Raw genomic sequence first — 14910 nt, 5'->3', positions numbered from 1 at the left:
GACATGGACGCAGCACACGCCAGCAGCAACCTCTCGCGAGAAGGCCGTGCCGACGGCGCCTCGGTTCCCCCGCGCCTGCCTGTCTGGGTGCCACCGGTCTGTGCACTCATGCTCGGTGCCGGCATGGCCCTCCAGACTCCCCATGACGGCAACCCGCGCCTGGAGTTCTCTCTCGCTCTCGCCGGCCTCGCTCTCGGCGTGGCCGCCTACGCGCTGCTGGCGTGCGTCCGCGCCCGGCGCGGCATAAGGAGACGGCGCCCTTCCGCCGCGCTCCTGGCCGTTTACGTGGTCTGCGCCGCGAACTTTCCGGGCAGTCGCATATCGCACCTGCCCTGGTTCTACATCGCCTGCGGAACCGTCACCACAGCAGTCGTCTGGTACAGGCTTCAAACGATGCCTGTACTGAACGCGAAAGACTGAGAGTGCGGTCCGTGATCTTCCGTCCGGCTTGTCATCGCTTGAAGGCGTGACGTGCGTTCAGTCCGGCGCCTGATCGTCGTAGACCTGCCGACCTGGGCAGGTCACCCGACTCCCAGCCTGAACCGGGCATCACCCCGCGTACCGCACGCTGAACTCCGGCCGAGCACAGAGCCGTCGGCGCCGGCCCGCGCCAGCGGCACCGGGCGAGCGGGCGCGCCACGGCGGGCAGGGCGCGCGGATGCCCCGGCCGGACGAACGCGGTTGTCGGCCCGCGCCGGTCCGCACTAGCGTGCCGAGGTGGATCTCTTCTCATCGACCTGGACAGCGCTGCGTTCGGCGGTCACCGGCCTGCCGGACGAGGACTTCGCCCGCCCCTCCGGCTGCACCGGCTGGCTCGTCCGGGATCTGGCGTGCCATCTCGTCATCGACGCCCAGGACGTTCTGATCACCCTCGCCACACCCGCCGACGCGGAACCGACCTGTGACGCGGCGACGTACTGGGATGTCGCCCAGGCGCCGCCGACGGGCACGGACCCGCTCGACGCGCTGATCGTCCGGCTGGCCGCCGCGTACGAGGACCCCCGGCTGCTGACGTTCCACCTCGACGACGTCGGTTCCGCCGCCGGCCGCGCCGCGCGGCTCGCCGACCCGGACCTGCGGGTCGCCACCCAGGACAAGGTGCTCACAGCGGGCGACTACCTCTCCGCGTACGTCCTGGAGTGGACGCTGCACCACCTCGACCTGGTGGCCCATCTGCCGGACGCGGCCGGGCCGCCCGCGGCGGGGCTCGCGCACACCCGGCGGATGCTGGAGCGGATAGCGGGGGCGGCGTTCCCCGCCGCCTTCCCGGACGAGGACGCCTTGCTGATCGGCACCGGCCGACGCGCGCCCACCGCCGCCGAGACGGCACAACTGGGCGCCGCGGCAGGGAAGTTCCCGCTGTATCTCGGCTGACCCGATGCCGTCGGCCGGCACGCCACCCGTCGGCCGCGGGGCCCCGCCGGCCCGTGACGAAAGAGGAGGGGCGCGATGCCCCCTGTGACCGTGCGTCCGGCAGGCAGCGCGGACGGACCGGCGCTCGAACGCCTGTGGCTGATGTTCCGGCACGATCTGTCGGAGTTCGACGCGTCCCTGCCCGGACCCGACGGCGCCTTCCGCAGCGAGCGGCTGCACAAGGCGCTCACCGACTCCGACTGGGCCGCCTATCTGCTGACGGACGGCCGGTTCCCGGCCGGTTTCGCCCTCGTGCGGGGCCTGCGCGGGCCCACGCGGGTGCTCAACAGCTTCTTCGTCGTACGCGGGGTGCGGCGGGCGGGCGTCGGCCGCGCGGCCGTGCCCCGGGTGGTGGCCCGTCATCCAGGGCGGTGGGAGGTCGCGTTCCAGGACGCCAACCCGTCCGCTGTGGCCTTCTGGCGGCGCGTCGCCACCGACATCGCCGGGGACGGCTGGGCCGAGGAGCGGCGGCCGGTGCCGCACCGGCCGGACCTGCCGCCCGATGTGTGGATCTCGTTCACCACGCGGGGCTGAGCGGCGCCGGCCCTTGCGGGCGGGGCTGCGGCCTCTCGACCGCGGCCCCGCCCGGCCGGGGTGCGCCGTCAGTGCTCCCGGGGCGCCGGCTCCAGCACGAAGACGGGGATCTCGCGGTCCGTCTTCTTCTGGTAGTCGGTGTAGTCGGGGAACGCCTCGACGGCGCGGGCCCACCAGGCGGCCTTCTCCTCGCCCGTCACCTCGCGCGCCACCATGTCCTGGCGCACCGGGCCGTCCTGGAGCTCGACCCGGGGGTCGGCCACCACGTTGTGGTACCAGACGGGGTGCTTGGGGGCGCCGCCCAGGGAGGCCACCACGGCGTAGGCGCCGTCGTGCTCCACCCGCATGAGCGGGGTCTTGCGCAGCTTGCCGCTCTTCGCGCCGAGCGTCGTCAGGACGACGACCGGCAGATCCCGCCGCTTCTCGTCCTGATCGCCGATCAGGCTGCGCAGCGTCGTCCCCTCCGTACCTCCGGAGCTCTCGTACAGCTCCACCTGGTCACGTACCGCCTTGTTGGTGCTGGGCTCGTACTCGCCCTTGAGCGGCATACCGTCCACCTTCCGTGATGTCGGGCCCTGGGCCCACGTTGAGTCCTCGGGTGTGCAACGCACCGGACGTGCCTGATCCTTCCCCGGTTCCTCCGCCGTCTCGCACACCGCACCGGTCCCGTGCGGGCCGTGACCGCGGTCCCGTGCGAGCCGTCACCGCGTTTCGAGCCGGCCCAACGGCGCGGCGCTCCCGGCCAGTTCACGCCGCACCGCGCTCCAGGAGTCGTCCTCGACGCCCAGCGCGTGGCGGAGGTAGGCCCAGGTGGACCGCTGGACCAGCGCGAGGCGTTCGGGGTTCTCGTCCGTCGTCTCCCGGGAGTCGTAGCCGGTGATCCCGCCCAGCGAGTGCTCCGCGCCGGACAGGGTGAGCAGGCCCTCGGCGCCGGGGCTCAGATGGTAGGGGTCGGTGAGCCACTCCGGGCCCCTGTGGGTGAACGGCAGGGCGTCCCGGTCCCCGGCGACCACGAGGGACCGGGTGGCCATCCGCGTGAAGTCCGCGTTCATGTAGGGGAAGTGCTCGGCGGCGTAGGGCGTCAGATCCGCCCCGCCCTTCCCGGCCGTCGCCAGCAGCACGCCCGCCGAGATCCGCGGATCGGACAGGTCCTCGCCGGTGCCGGTCACCGGGTCGAGGACGCGCAGGCCCAGCAGGTTGCCCACGGTCTGGCCGCCGAAGGAGTGCCCGGCCGCGGCGATGCGGTCGCGGTCGAGCCGTCCGCCGAGGCCGGGCACGGCGGCCGTCACCTCGTCGAGCCGGTCGAGTACGCGCTTCATGTCCTCGACGCGTATGCGCCAGATCCTGGGCGTGCGGGGGTCGTCCTCGGCGAGGCCCACGGTCCGGGAGTCGAGGTGGGTGGGCTGGACGACCACGAAGCCGTGTGCGGCGAGGAAGTCGGTGAGCGGGCCGTAGCCCTCCAACGACGAGCCGTGCCCGTGCGAGAAGAGGACGACGGGCAGTTCGCTGCCCGTCGCCGGTGCCGACACCCTCACCCGCAGGTCCTCGCCGCGGCCCGGTGCATCCAGCACCACGGGTTTCACCGAGACGACGGGGGCGGGCCGGACGCCCGGGACGGTCGCCGGCACATCCGAGGTGCCCGGTGCGCCCGACGTGGACGGTGCGTCTGTCGTGCCTGATGCGCTCATGAGAACTCTTCCCTGCGGTGGTTCCGCGGTGCGGGTGGCGCGGGCATGCGGGCATGCCGACATGCGGTGTGGCTGCGGGCAGCCCTGTCTGCCACCATGGAGGCAGTAAACGGGACGGTGTCCCGGTTCGAATATACGGGACACCGTCCCGTTTGCACATCGGCAGCGAAGGGACCATGCGGTGAGCGGCAGCGGACAGGGCACCGGGCAGGCGGCCAGGCCCAAGCGGGCGGACGCACGGCGGAACGAGAAGGCCCTGCTCGACGCGGCCGCCGCCGTCTTCGTCACCTCGGGCGTGGAGGCGCCGATCCGGGAGATCGCGGCCGAGGCGGGGGTCGGAACGGCCACGATCTACCGGCACTTCCCCACCCGGGCCGACCTCATCGTCGCCGTCTACCGGCACCAGGTGGAGGCCCTCGCCGAGGCCGGCCCGGCCCTGCTGGTGACCGAGGCCGGGCCGCACGCCGCACTGGCGCGGTGGATCGCGCTCTTCGTCGACTTCGTCACCACCAAGCAGGGGCTCGCCCGGGTGCTCCAGTCCGACGAGCCCTGCTTCGACCCCCTGCACGCCTACTTCCTCGAACAGCTCGTGCCCGTGTGCACCCGGCTGCTCGACGCCGCGGCCGAGGCGGGCGAGATCCGAACGGACACGGGCGCCCACGAGCTGATGCTCGCCGTCGGAGGGCTCTGCGCGGTCGCCGGGAAACAGCCGCGCTACGACGCGCACCGGCTGGCCGGGATCCTCGTCGACGGTCTCCGCGCCGGCGCCACGGCGTGAGGGCCGGCCGGGCGGCTCACGCCGTGGCGCCGCCGTAGCCGTAGCGGGACCAGTTGGCGAGGACGTGCTGCTGGAGCTGCTCGGGGTAGGAGCCGCGGAACGAGGCCGTCGTGCCGCGGAAGTCCTCGGGCAGCAGGCAGCTCGTCACGGACTTGCCGCCCCGGGCCGCCCGCGCCTCCTCGGGAGTGAGGTAGGGGACCATCGGGATGCCCGGGGCCTGCGGGAAGCTGTGGTGCCCGGTGCCGGGGTGGCAGCGGGTGGCCAGGGCCCAGGCCACCTGGCCGATGTCGGTCACGTCGATGTCGTCGTCCACCAGGATCACCTTGGGGACGAGCCAGCCCGCGTGCGAGGAGAAGAGCACGTCTGCCACCGCCTCGACGAGCCGCGCCTCGCTCCAGCCCTCGGCCGTCCGGCGGGCCCGGTCGACGGAGACGACGATCCAGCAGGTGGCCGCCTCGTAGGAGCACCAGGCCAGATCGACGGGCAGCCCCGCGCTCCGCAGCAGGTCCAGAGCCGAGGCGGAGATCATCGTGCCCCAGATGGTGTGGTTCTCCTCCGGCGGGACGCCCGCGGCGCAGACCGGCAGGACGGGGTCGCGGCGGTGGGTGACCGCCTCGACGTGGAAGACGGGCTGCTGCTTGCCCTCGGGGAAGGCGTAGCCGTGGTACTCCCCCATCGGGCCCTCGCCCGCGGTCTCGTCGCGGCTGAGGTATCCCTCCAGCACGATCTCAGCGTGCGCCGGAACGTGCAGGCCGTTGGTGTGCGCGGGCACCACCTCGACCGGGGCGCCGGCGAGGGCACCGACGTAGCCGTCCTCGTTCACCTGCGCGGGCAGGGGCATCCCGGCGGCGGCCAGCGCGGCGGGAGGCGCGCCCAGGACCATGGCCCACGGGGTGTGCTCGCCGCGCCTGCTCCACATCTCGCGGATCATCCCGATGTGCTGCTGCGGCATCGCCGGGCCGGTCAGCGTGTTCCGGTCGCGCAGCATGGTGCGGGCCACCGACCAGCTGGTCCACGTGCCGTCCGGGCTCTGCACGATGTGGAAGCCGTAGGTACCGAGGTAGCGTCCGCCGTCCTCCTGGTGCAGCAGCGGCACCGGGAAGCGCTCCAGATCGACGTCGTCCCCGGTCCACACCTCCTCCTGGCAGGGGCCCTCGGCGACGAGGACGGGCTCCACCGGCGGTGCGTGCATCGCGCGGACGAGGTGCTCCAGGATCTGCCGGGGCCGGGCGGAACGCGGCAGGCCGAGGTGCGCGGCGAGCCTGCCGTACTCCCCCTCCGGGGTGCTGCCGAGACCGGCGGGTGCGCCGAGGATCCGGAAGCCCGGCGCGGCACCGGCCGGTGCGGCGAACAGGGGTGCCGGGGCGCGGGTCTCGTAGGCACGCCGGGTCACGGCGCCCACTTCGAGGTGCGGGTCGACGGTCTGCTCGATCGTCACCGCGTCGCCGTCGGCGAGGAGTTTGCCGAGGAAGGCGCGGAAGTCCAGGGCGGGAGCGGGCATGGGTGTGCTCTCTTTCCTTGAGGGGTGACGGGTGGGCCGGCGGCGGCCGGCGTCCGCGGTGCCGGGCTCGCCCGGCACCGCTTCAGGTGTCGCGTTCAGGTGTCCCGGTCGGCGCAGCCGGCGCGGGCGGCGCGCATCCCGGACCAGCGGCGGGCGCCGGCGGGCTCCAGGCCGAACTGGTCGAGGATGCGGACGACGAGGTGCTCGACGATGTCCTCGACGGTGCGGGGACGGTGGTAGAAGGCCGGCATCGGGGGCACGATCCGCACGCCCATACGGGCCAGGTCCAGCATGTTCTCCAGATGGACCGGGCTGAGCGGGGTCTCCCGCGGCACGAGGACCAGCGGTCTGTGCTCCTTGAGCGTGACGTCGGCGGCCCGGGCCACGAGCCCCTCCGCGTATCCGGTGCGGATACCGGCCAGGGTCTTCATGCTGCACGGCACGATCACCATGCCGTCGGTGCGGAACGACCCGGACGAGACGGCCGCGCCCTGGTCCTCCGGGCCGTGCACGGCGTCCGCGAGGCCGGTGAGGTCGCGCACCGAACGGCCCGTCTCCAGCTCGACGGTGGCCCGGGCCCACCGGCTGATCACCAGATGGGTCTCCACCTCCGGATCGGCGGCGAGATGCTCCAGCAGCCGCACGCCGAGCACGGCTCCGGTCGCACCGGTCATTCCCACGATCATCCGCATGTGCGGTGCCTCCTTGAGCCGTACGGGCCGGTACCGCCCTGTGCAGGAGCGGTCGGAAGCAGGGGCATACGCACACCCGGTCAGCACCCCCGGGCTCTCCCCTGCCTCCCAGCTCACGCTAGGTGGGTCCGGGGCAGGTGAGGCGATAGTCTCGGGCACATCATGAGCAGAATCGGACAGCCCGAGGTGGTGGAGTTCCCGTTCCCGGCCACGCCCGGCGGACCGCCCGGGGTGGAGGTCACCGACATCGCGGGCCTCGTCGCACGGCTGCGTCGGCTCGGCGCGGAGGCGGGCGACCGGGTCAGGCCGGGTTTCCATCTGCTGCTCACCGTGCGCCGGGGAAGCGTCCCGTGCGCGGTGGACCTCACCGACTGCACGGTGACGGAGGGCAGTTGGCTGTGGGTGCGGCCGGGGCAGGTCTTCCGGCTCCGAGGCACCGCTGCCCCCGTGGACGCGACAGCACCGGACGAGGTGGCCGCGACCGTGATCCTCTTCCAGGCGAGCCTGCTGGACGCCGCCACCGTCGCTGAGGCACGGCTCGACCGGCGGGCCTGGCGGCTGCCGCTGACGCCCGTGCCCGAGGCCCGGGCCCCGGTCGAGGGGACGCTGGAGCTGCTGGAGAGCGAGTACCACCGGCTGCGGGATCTGCCGCTGGAGACCCATGTGGAGGTCGTCCGGCACCTGTTGGCCGTGCTCGTGCTGCGGCTGTCGCATCTGCCAGGCGGGCAGCGCAGACGGGCCGCGGGCGACGAGACGTTCCGCCGCTTCCAGGCCGCCGTGGAGCAGGGGTTCACCCGCAGCCACCGCGTGGAGGACTACGCCGCCCGGCTCGGCTACAGCGTCCGCTCGCTCACCCGGGCCAGCAACGCCGCTGTCGGGCGCGGTGCGAAGGCCGTCATCGACGACCGGCTGGTGCTGGAGGCCAAGCGGCTGCTGCTGCACACGGAGCTGTCCGCCGGTGCGGTGGGCGACCGGCTGGGCTTCACCGGCACCACCGTCTTCACCCGCTTCTTCCGCCACCGCACCGGTGAGACCCCGGCCGGCTTCCGGCGCCGGGCGCGCGCCCACGGGGAGTGAACGGCCTGCCGACGCACCGCCCGGTCCGTCCCACGGGGAGCGGCCCCGAGGGACGGACCGGGCAGGAGGTGGCGCCGGGAAGGCCGGGGCCTCCTCGGTGAGCGGACTGCCGCGGTGGCCGCGGCCTCACTCCTTGATGAAGTCCTGGACCACCTTCGGGGGCCAGACCCCCACCTTGAGCACGCCCATGGAGTAGGCACGGGAGACCAGGGCCGCGCGGTTGGGCACGCGCAGCTTCCGCAGGAGACAGGTGACGTGGTATTCGACGCCCTGCCGGCTCAGATACAGCCGTGAGGCCAGCGGAATCGTGGAGACCCCGGCCGCGATGCCTTCGAGAATGCGGGCGTCGATGGGGCTGATGAACTTCTTCGTACGTCCGCCGACGACTTCGGAATCCGCGGAGTCCTCCCGCACGGTCGGCATCATCACCAGGATCGACGACTCGTCGGGCAGTCCGCCGCGAACGACGACTGCCGTGAGGGGCGAGGCGAATGCCGCATCGTCCCGGCCGACGGCTATGACGTCGGTGGCGAACCGGTCCCGCCTGCCTTCGAGAAGTCCGGAGAACTGGCGGAGCAGCGGCTGCTGCACACTGGGGTGCACCAGGTCGCAGAATGTGCGGCCGCACAGTTCCGACGAGGATGCTCCGAACTGCTGGAAGAATTCGTCGTTGGCCTGCTGGATGGTCAGCGCGTGATCCAGCCGGGCCATGTTGAGGCCGTTGTGACCTGCTGCTTCGACGGATGACGAGGCGTTGCCGTCGAGTGCGAACTCGCGCAGGGTGGCTCTTCCGGCATCGACCGGGGACGCAGCGCGAGCACTTGGTTCAGGGGACGTGGTGATGGCCTGCGGCATGATGACCCTTCATGCGGTCGGGGGTCAGGATTTCCAGCCGTCGGTGGGCGTTCTCGGACCGGACGCGCGCTCCCCGTAAGCACGCACCCTTTGCACATCCGACAACGCTTCCGCGGCTCGGTGTTACTCGTGTGCTTCGTCTTCTTACGTCTTCTTGAATTTCTTGCTGCTTCTTGTTCGTGACGGGTGGGACCGGCCGTGTTCTGCTGCTCGTGGGAGCGGACGTGCACCGCCGGGTTCGCTGCCCTGCCGGGATTCCGGCGGACGGCTGTGCGAACGGCGGGGAATCCGGCGCCGGCTCGTCTCCGCGCATGCATGGCACCCCGTTGCGGATTCCCCCCTTCGCGCAGCCGCTACGGATGCCGAAGAAAGCATCTCGTTGCCTGCTCCAACTACCGTGCAGCTCATCGCCGAGGCGAGAATTAAACCCTATGATTCGAAAGTGGGCTGGTCAACGACGAACGGTCTTCCGACACCGATTCTGTGGGGGCTCGGGGGAGAGGTTCGGTCCGCACCCCACCCCCTGCGGCCATGATTCGGTACGGTCGCATCGTTGCAGGTCAGCACGTGAACAGGGGGCGGCACGGCCGTAGTTGGGGCTCACCTGAGCCGACGGTACGGGGGTGTACGGGGTCCGGGCGGCGGAGCTGGGACGGGGTCACCCGGGAACATCTGTCCCCATTTCGTGGAGCACCGCGGCCAGTTCACGTCGGCCGGAAATACCGAGTTTTCGATAAGAATTCGTCAGGTGCTTTTCCACGGCCCGTGCGCTCACCCGGAGTTCGACTGCGATTTCCTGGTTGGTGAGCCCGCTGACAGCCAGCGATGCCACCCGGCTCTCCGAGGGGGTCAGCCCGCCGTCGAGACGGCCCGAGGGCCCCCTGGACCCGGCGGCCGACGCACCGGCCGGCCAGGGAACGCCGCAGGACACGGCCAGTTCACCGGCCTCCCGGAGCACCCGTTCCGCTTCCGGCCCGGCGGCCAGGCTGCGCCCGAGATCGCGCATGGCCCGGTACAGCTCCAGCTCGTTGACGGAGTCGCGGAGCACCTCGACGGCCTCGCGGAGCAGTTCCGTGCCCCGCCCCTCCTCGTCGGTCCTGGCCCGCAGCCGCAGTGCCCGGCCGATGGCCACCGGAGCCCCCCACTCCGTCGCCCGTGCGTACTCCTCCGCCGCGAGGGTCACCGCCAGATGCCGGTCACCCAGCCGATGGGAGAGGCTGACCGCCCAGGGTCGCCAGGGGAAGAACACGGGGTTGCGCCACCCCGCGGCCTCCAGCTGACGGCCGCAGTCCAGTGCGGTTTCCAGGGCCTTGGCGGTCTCGCCCTCGTGGGTCTGCTCCAGCGTTCCCAGCAGCCCGAAGATGGCGGTCGGGAGCAGACCGGTCAGCGCACTGCTCGCCTCGGACACCACCTGGGCCCCCAGGTGCCGGTCGCCGGCCGACAGCGCCAGCGCGGCCAGCACGCTCAGGGAGAAGCAGCGGCTCTCCCAGTCACCGGCCGGCTGCTGAAGGAGCTGTTCCGCGTGTGTGCGGGCCTGGGAGAGCCGTCCGCGTGCGACGTGCACGAGTGCGCGCTGCTCATGGCCCAGCGCATCGGCCGGTGTCCGCCGGCCGTGGTCGCGCTCCGCGGCGTTGAGCCAGGATTCGGCCGTCCGCACGGCGTCGGCGCCCACGAGCGCGAACAGCAGCAGCGGGGCCACCGTCTGCCGTCCGGGCGCGGTGGCCGGTTCCCATTCGAGCAAGGCTCCCGCCTGCCGCGCGATCTGCTCCGCTTCTCCTTCGGCGCCGAGCATCGCGGCGAGCAGCAGCACCGCGCGCAGCTCGCGTCCGCCGCGCGAGCGGAAGGCCACGTCCGGCCCGGCCGGCTCCAGCTCCCGCAACCGGGCGGCGGAGCGGACCAGTTGGGCGTGGTCCTCGCACTGCGCGTACCGCAGACGGGCCTCCACCCGCAGGGCCTCTTCGCCGGCTTCCCCGGCCTCCCCGGCCTCCCCGGCTCCCCCGGCCTCCCCGAACTCCCCGGCCCCCGCGGCACGGTCGCCACCGGTACCGGAACCGCCGAGTTCGGCCCCGACCCGCTGCAACAGGTCGAGCACCGAAGGGGTCAGCGGGGTCGTCACCCGGGGTGCGAGCCGCAGTACGGCCGCTGCCCGGTCCCGGGCCGAGGGCAGCAGGGGAAGCGCCTGGGCGACGTGGAGTTCGGCCGCAGCGGGGTCCACGGCGCGTTCCGCCGCGGCGAGTTCGACCAGCAGGCTCGCTCGGTCCCCGTCCTGGTCGACGGCGTCGAGCAGCGCCCGGCGCAGCCAGCGGACGGCCTGCTCGGGCGCGCCCCTGCGCAGCGCGGTGTCCGCCGCGCTGCGCAACACCGCGGCGGACCAGGGGTACCGGGCGGCCGGGAGCGCCATGAGCTGGGCCGCCACCTGCTCGGCCGGGTGCCCGTCCGCGTACAGGAGACCGGCCGCCTCCTCGTGCAGGCGCTGCCGCTCGGCCGCGCTCATCGAGCTGACGACCGCGTCGCGTACGACCCGGTGCGGGAAGCGAGCCCGGGTGGCCCCGGCCAGCAGCCCGAGCCGGCGCAGGGAGCGCAGGGCGGCGGCGAAGCCGACGTCGTCGAGGCCCGCGAGCCGGCCGACCGGTTCGGGATCGCTCTGCTCCCCGAGGACGGCGATCGCCGCCGCCACGTCCCGTATCGGCTTCGGCTGGCTGAGCAGACAGCCCAGGATGCGCTCACGCAGGTGCGGCGGACACAGTGTGCGGACGAGGGCGGCGTTCGCGGCCAGCGGGCGGCAGCCGGTGGTCGCGAGCCCTCGCAGAACGGACTCCAGGTGGAGCGGGTTGCCCCGGGAACTGCGGTAGCAGGTGCGGGCGAACTCCGGCGCGGGCGACTCGCCCAGATGTACGCGGACGAGTTCCTCGGTGGCCGGCAGCGACAGCGGCGCGGGCCGCAGCACCTGGGACGATTCGGCCGCCACCTCCTGCACCAAAGGATCGCCGGAGCCGGGGTCGCCGTCCCGCAGGGTGCACACCACGAGCAGGCGCAGCCCGTCCCGGCGGGAGGCGAGGTGGGCGAGCCAGCGCAGGGACCAGGTGTCCGCCCACTGGAGGTCGTCGACGAGGAGGAGCACGGGGTGGGCGGTGCAGAGCCCGGCGAGCAGCGTGCGCAGTTCGTCGAGGGCGCGGTCGGTGGGCGGGCCGGTGTCCGGCGCGACGTCGTCGAGCACCCGCAGTGCGGCTTCTGCGGCCTGCGGCGCGTCTGTTCCGGCCCGCCGGGGACCCGTGACGGACAGGCTGTCGAAGAGCTGACGCACCACACCGAACGGGAAGTCCCGCTCCGCGGGGGCGGCGTTGGCCCGCAGCACGTACACGGTTCCCGGGTCGGCGCAGCCCGGCAGTTCCCGCAGGAGGGACGAGCGGCCGGTGCCGAGCGGCCCGGCCAGCAGGAGCTGCGACGACTGCCCCTCCCCCGCGGCACGCAGGGCCTCCCGTACCGTCGCGAACTCAGCGTCCCGTTCGAGCAGCATCGTTGCGGTGCCCTCCCATTTCGCGGACCAGGGCCCGCAGTTCACGTCGTCCGTCGATGCGCAGCTTGTGGTAGACCCGCGTGAGGCGGAGTTCCACGGCGCGGCTGGAGATCCGCAGTGCGGCGGCGATGTCCCGGTTGCTGCGCCCCCGGCCCGCCAGGAGCGCGGTCTGCTCCTCGGCCGGGGAGAGCGCCTCCCAGCCGGGGACCGGCGCGGTGCCGGGCCGGCCGGCCCGGGCGAGCACGCGGGCCCTGACCGCCATCGGAGCGGCCGGGTGCAGGGCGGTGAGCCGGCCCAGTTCGGCGAGCGAGCCCGCCGCCACCCGCCGGTCGCCGCCGTCCTCCGTCATCTCGGCGGCGGCCGATTCGGCCAGCACCCGCACGTACTCGGGGCCGGCCGGCCCGCCGTCGGCCTCGGCCAGGGCGGAGCGGACGAGTGCCAGCCGGTCCTGCTGCGGGTCCACCAGCGCGGCGCTCACCCGTGCCCAGGCGAGGCTGCCGCCCGCGTTCCAGCGCCGGGCGAGCGCGACCTCCTGTTCGCTGAGCCGCCGGGCCTCTTCGAGCGCGCCGACGCCGTGGCAGGCCAGCGCCGCGAGCGAACGCCACGGGAGGATGGCCGGGTTGACGCGGTGGCGGCTCATCAGCCGGCGGCCGCACTCCCACAGTTGGTCGCGTGCCTCCGCCGGCCGGCCCTCGCGCAGCGCCACCACGCCCCGCGCGAACAGCAGATGCGGCCAGTGCTCGCTGTTGCGCGCTGCGGACGGTATCGGGGTGCCCGCCCGGATGCGGGCCTGCTCGCCGCGGCCGCTCTCGCTCTCCACGAGGATCCCGACGGCCTGAACATACGGCAGCGCCGCGGCGGAGCGGCCGAGCGGCGCCAGCGCCTGTTCGGCCGCGTGCAGGTCGCGGGCCGCAGCGGCGAGCCGCCCGGCGCGCAGCTGGACCTCGCCGCGCAGGGCGTGGATCTCGGGTGCGGCCAGCGTCAGATGGCTGCCCCGCAGCACGGCGAGCAGCCCGTCGAGCCCGGCCTCGGCCTCGTCCGGCAGGCCCGCGGCGCACAGGGCCCGGCAGGCCGCCAGGACCGGTTGGACGAGCGGGGTGCGCGTCCCGTGACCGTGCGCCAGTGCCGCGCGGGCGAGCCGTACACAGGTGTCGAGGTCCTCGCCGTGCAGGGCCAACTGCCAGGCACGCACGGCTGCTTGGGCGGGCGACACCGGGTTCCGGGGCAGCGGCGCCGCCGCGGCGGGCACCGGGTCGCCCAGCTCGGCCTGACCGGTCGGGTCGGCGGCCCACAGCAGGGCGAGCAGGACGTCCCGTCCGGTCTCCCCCGGGTCCGCCATGGCCCCGGCCACCGCCCGGCACACCATCGCGCCGCTCCCGACCGTCAGCCCCAGGTCGGCGGCGTGCGCCCGCGGGGCGCAGGGGCCGGGCGCGCGCAGGGTCCGCTCGATGCGCAGCACGCCGGCCTCGGGTTCGGCGACGAGGTGGGCGGCGGCGAGGTCGAGTCCGGCGAGCGGGTCCCCGGCGCGGTCGTGTCCGTCCTGCTGCGCACGGGAGAGCAGGGTGACGGCGTGGTCGTGCAGCCCGTCGCCCACGGCCTGCCGGGCCGCGCGGCGCAGGGTCTCCCCCGCCCAGGGCGCGCGAACGGGGTGGGCGCCGAGCAGCAGGTCGGCCACGGCGCCGTCGTCGGCCCCTGCCCGGTGGGCGAGTTCGGCCGCGCGGGCGTGCAGCGCTCTGCGCTCGTCCACGGCCATCTCCTCCAGCACCCGGGCGCGCAGGGCGGGTTCGACCGTCAGCCGGCCGCCGGGCAGTGCGCGGATGCCGGCGGTCCGTGCCAGGACGGCGGCCAGCCGGTGCTCGCTGAGGTTCCGGGCGCCGGCGAGGGCGCACACGAGATTCGGGTCCAGGTGCTCACCGCAGACGGCCAACGCCCGTACGACCGCGGTCACTTCGGTGCCCAGGTCGTGCGCGGCGCGGATCAGGTGGTCGCCGAGTGCGGCGGTGCCGAGGGTGCGGAGCGTGGGCACGTGCGCGGTGAGCGGCCGCAGGCCCAGGCCCGCGAACTGCCGGAGGATGTCGAGCAGCAGACAGGTGCGGCCCCGGCTGACGGCGTGCGCCGCGGCGGCGAACCGGTCGTCGAAGGGCGCCCCGCAGACGGCGCCGACCACGGCGGCGGTCCCGGCCTGGTCCAGCTGTTCGGGGCTGAGGTCGTGGACGGCGGCGGGGCCGGCGGCCGAGGCGAGCACCCCGGCCCAGTCCGGACCGGCCGTGACCTGCTCGCTGCCCCCGCACACCAGGGCCAGTCGGCTTCCGTCCGCCCGTCGTAGCAGCGCCTGGAGCCGGTCGAGGTCCCCGGCCGGGAGCCGGTGCATGTCCTCGACGGCCAGCACGGTCGGCTCACGGCGGGCCTGGCGCAGCAGCGGCGACAGGTCCCCGTGCGGCCCGTTTCCCGTCCCCGGCCCGCCGCCCTCCGGTGGTGCCGGCCGGGTGTCGGCGCCGGGGGCCCGCAGGGGCGCGAGGAGCTGTGCGACCACTCCGTACGGGCGGGCGGCGCCGGGCGGTGCCGGCGGTCGGGCGCGGGCGTGCAGGACGCGCAGGCCGGCCGTGCGTGCCCGGTGCGCGGCCCAGCGCACCAGCGTCCGCTGGCCGGTGCCGTGCAGGCCGGAGACCGTGACGAGCACGGGGCCGGCGCCGTCCAGTCCGTCGATCACCCCGGCCAGCGTGGCCCGTTCACGCGCGTGGATGTGCGGCAGCTGTGCGCCGTCCGCCGGCCGCGGACGGCCGGGCGGCAGCGGGGAACGCGTCGAGTCCCTCATCGGACGGTCACCCGATCCTTCTCTCCAGTGCCCTGTGCTC

The 14910-nt window shown here is 74.0% G+C and carries 12 protein-coding genes; 5 read left to right on the top strand and 7 right to left on the bottom strand.

Translation table 11 applies throughout. The features are described from left to right. Nucleotides 1–3 precede the first annotated feature (3 nt). The 3 genes from SCA03_RS07450 (at nucleotide 4) to SCA03_RS07440 (ending at nucleotide 1947) form a co-directional block, all read left to right on the top strand. Complete coding sequence (locus tag SCA03_RS07450; protein WP_141275271.1) at nucleotides 4–420, top strand: hypothetical protein; 417 nt, start codon at nucleotides 4–6, stop codon at nucleotides 418–420. A gap of 297 nt (nucleotides 421–717) precedes the next feature. Then, entirely contained in the window at nucleotides 718–1374 is a 657-nt protein-coding gene (locus SCA03_RS07445) for a maleylpyruvate isomerase N-terminal domain-containing protein (protein ID WP_086817234.1), read from the top strand. 75 nt (nucleotides 1375–1449) lie between these two features. Continuing rightward, complete coding sequence (locus SCA03_RS07440; protein ID WP_086817236.1) at nucleotides 1450–1947, top strand: GNAT family N-acetyltransferase; 498 nt, start codon at nucleotides 1450–1452, stop codon at nucleotides 1945–1947. Between the two features lie 68 nt (nucleotides 1948–2015). Here SCA03_RS07440 and SCA03_RS07435 read toward each other — a convergent pair whose 3' ends face one another. Continuing rightward, the gene (locus SCA03_RS07435; RefSeq protein ID WP_030879768.1) at nucleotides 2016–2495 is read right to left on the bottom strand and encodes a nitroreductase family deazaflavin-dependent oxidoreductase; all 480 of its coding nucleotides are present in this window, start codon (nucleotides 2493–2495) and stop codon (nucleotides 2016–2018) included. Nucleotides 2496–2648: 153 nt separating this feature from the next. Further along, entirely contained in the window at nucleotides 2649–3635 is a 987-nt protein-coding gene (locus tag SCA03_RS07430) for an alpha/beta hydrolase family protein (protein WP_086817238.1), read from the bottom strand. Nucleotides 3636–3816: 181 nt separating this feature from the next. Here SCA03_RS07430 and SCA03_RS07425 point away from each other — a divergent pair, with 181 nt between their 5' ends. After that, nucleotides 3817–4413, top strand: coding sequence for a TetR/AcrR family transcriptional regulator (locus SCA03_RS07425; protein ID WP_086817240.1), 597 nt, complete (start codon nucleotides 3817–3819; stop codon nucleotides 4411–4413). Between the two features lie 16 nt (nucleotides 4414–4429). Here the strand turns inward: SCA03_RS07425 and SCA03_RS07420 are convergent, their stop codons facing one another. Both SCA03_RS07420 and SCA03_RS07415 read right to left on the bottom strand, forming a co-directional pair. Then, entirely contained in the window at nucleotides 4430–5914 is a 1485-nt protein-coding gene (locus SCA03_RS07420) for a UbiD family decarboxylase (RefSeq protein ID WP_086817243.1), read from the bottom strand. 95 nt (nucleotides 5915–6009) lie between these two features. After that, nucleotides 6010–6606: a UbiX family flavin prenyltransferase gene (locus SCA03_RS07415; protein WP_030879779.1), complete on the bottom strand. Its 597-nt coding sequence runs from the start codon at nucleotides 6604–6606 to the stop codon at nucleotides 6010–6012. 162 nt (nucleotides 6607–6768) lie between these two features. Between SCA03_RS07415 and SCA03_RS07410 the strand changes: the two genes are divergently transcribed. Then, nucleotides 6769–7683, top strand: a complete 915-nt coding sequence (locus SCA03_RS07410; protein WP_086817245.1) for a helix-turn-helix domain-containing protein — start codon at nucleotides 6769–6771, stop codon at nucleotides 7681–7683. Between the two features lie 126 nt (nucleotides 7684–7809). Here SCA03_RS07410 and SCA03_RS07405 read toward each other — a convergent pair whose 3' ends face one another. The 3 genes from SCA03_RS07405 to SCA03_RS07395 form a co-directional block, all read right to left on the bottom strand. Beyond that, the gene (locus tag SCA03_RS07405; protein WP_030879784.1) at nucleotides 7810–8394 is read right to left on the bottom strand and encodes a LuxR C-terminal-related transcriptional regulator; all 585 of its coding nucleotides are present in this window, start codon (nucleotides 8392–8394) and stop codon (nucleotides 7810–7812) included. A gap of 802 nt (nucleotides 8395–9196) precedes the next feature. Then, the gene (locus SCA03_RS07400) at nucleotides 9197–12055 is read right to left on the bottom strand and encodes an ATP-binding protein (RefSeq protein WP_141275270.1); all 2859 of its coding nucleotides are present in this window, start codon (nucleotides 12053–12055) and stop codon (nucleotides 9197–9199) included. Next, the gene (locus tag SCA03_RS07395; RefSeq protein ID WP_086816520.1) at nucleotides 12033–14870 is read right to left on the bottom strand and encodes a helix-turn-helix transcriptional regulator; all 2838 of its coding nucleotides are present in this window, start codon (nucleotides 14868–14870) and stop codon (nucleotides 12033–12035) included. Before SCA03_RS07395 ends, SCA03_RS07400 begins: the two co-directional genes overlap by 23 nt. Between the last annotated feature and the right edge of the window lie 40 nt (nucleotides 14871–14910).

The organism is Streptomyces cacaoi (genome assembly GCF_006539165.1).
Taxonomy (GTDB): domain Bacteria; phylum Actinomycetota; class Actinomycetes; order Streptomycetales; family Streptomycetaceae; genus Streptomyces; species Streptomyces cacaoi.
The sequence above is the reverse complement of the archived record's forward strand: the minus strand, read 5'-3'. Positions and strand labels throughout refer to the sequence as shown.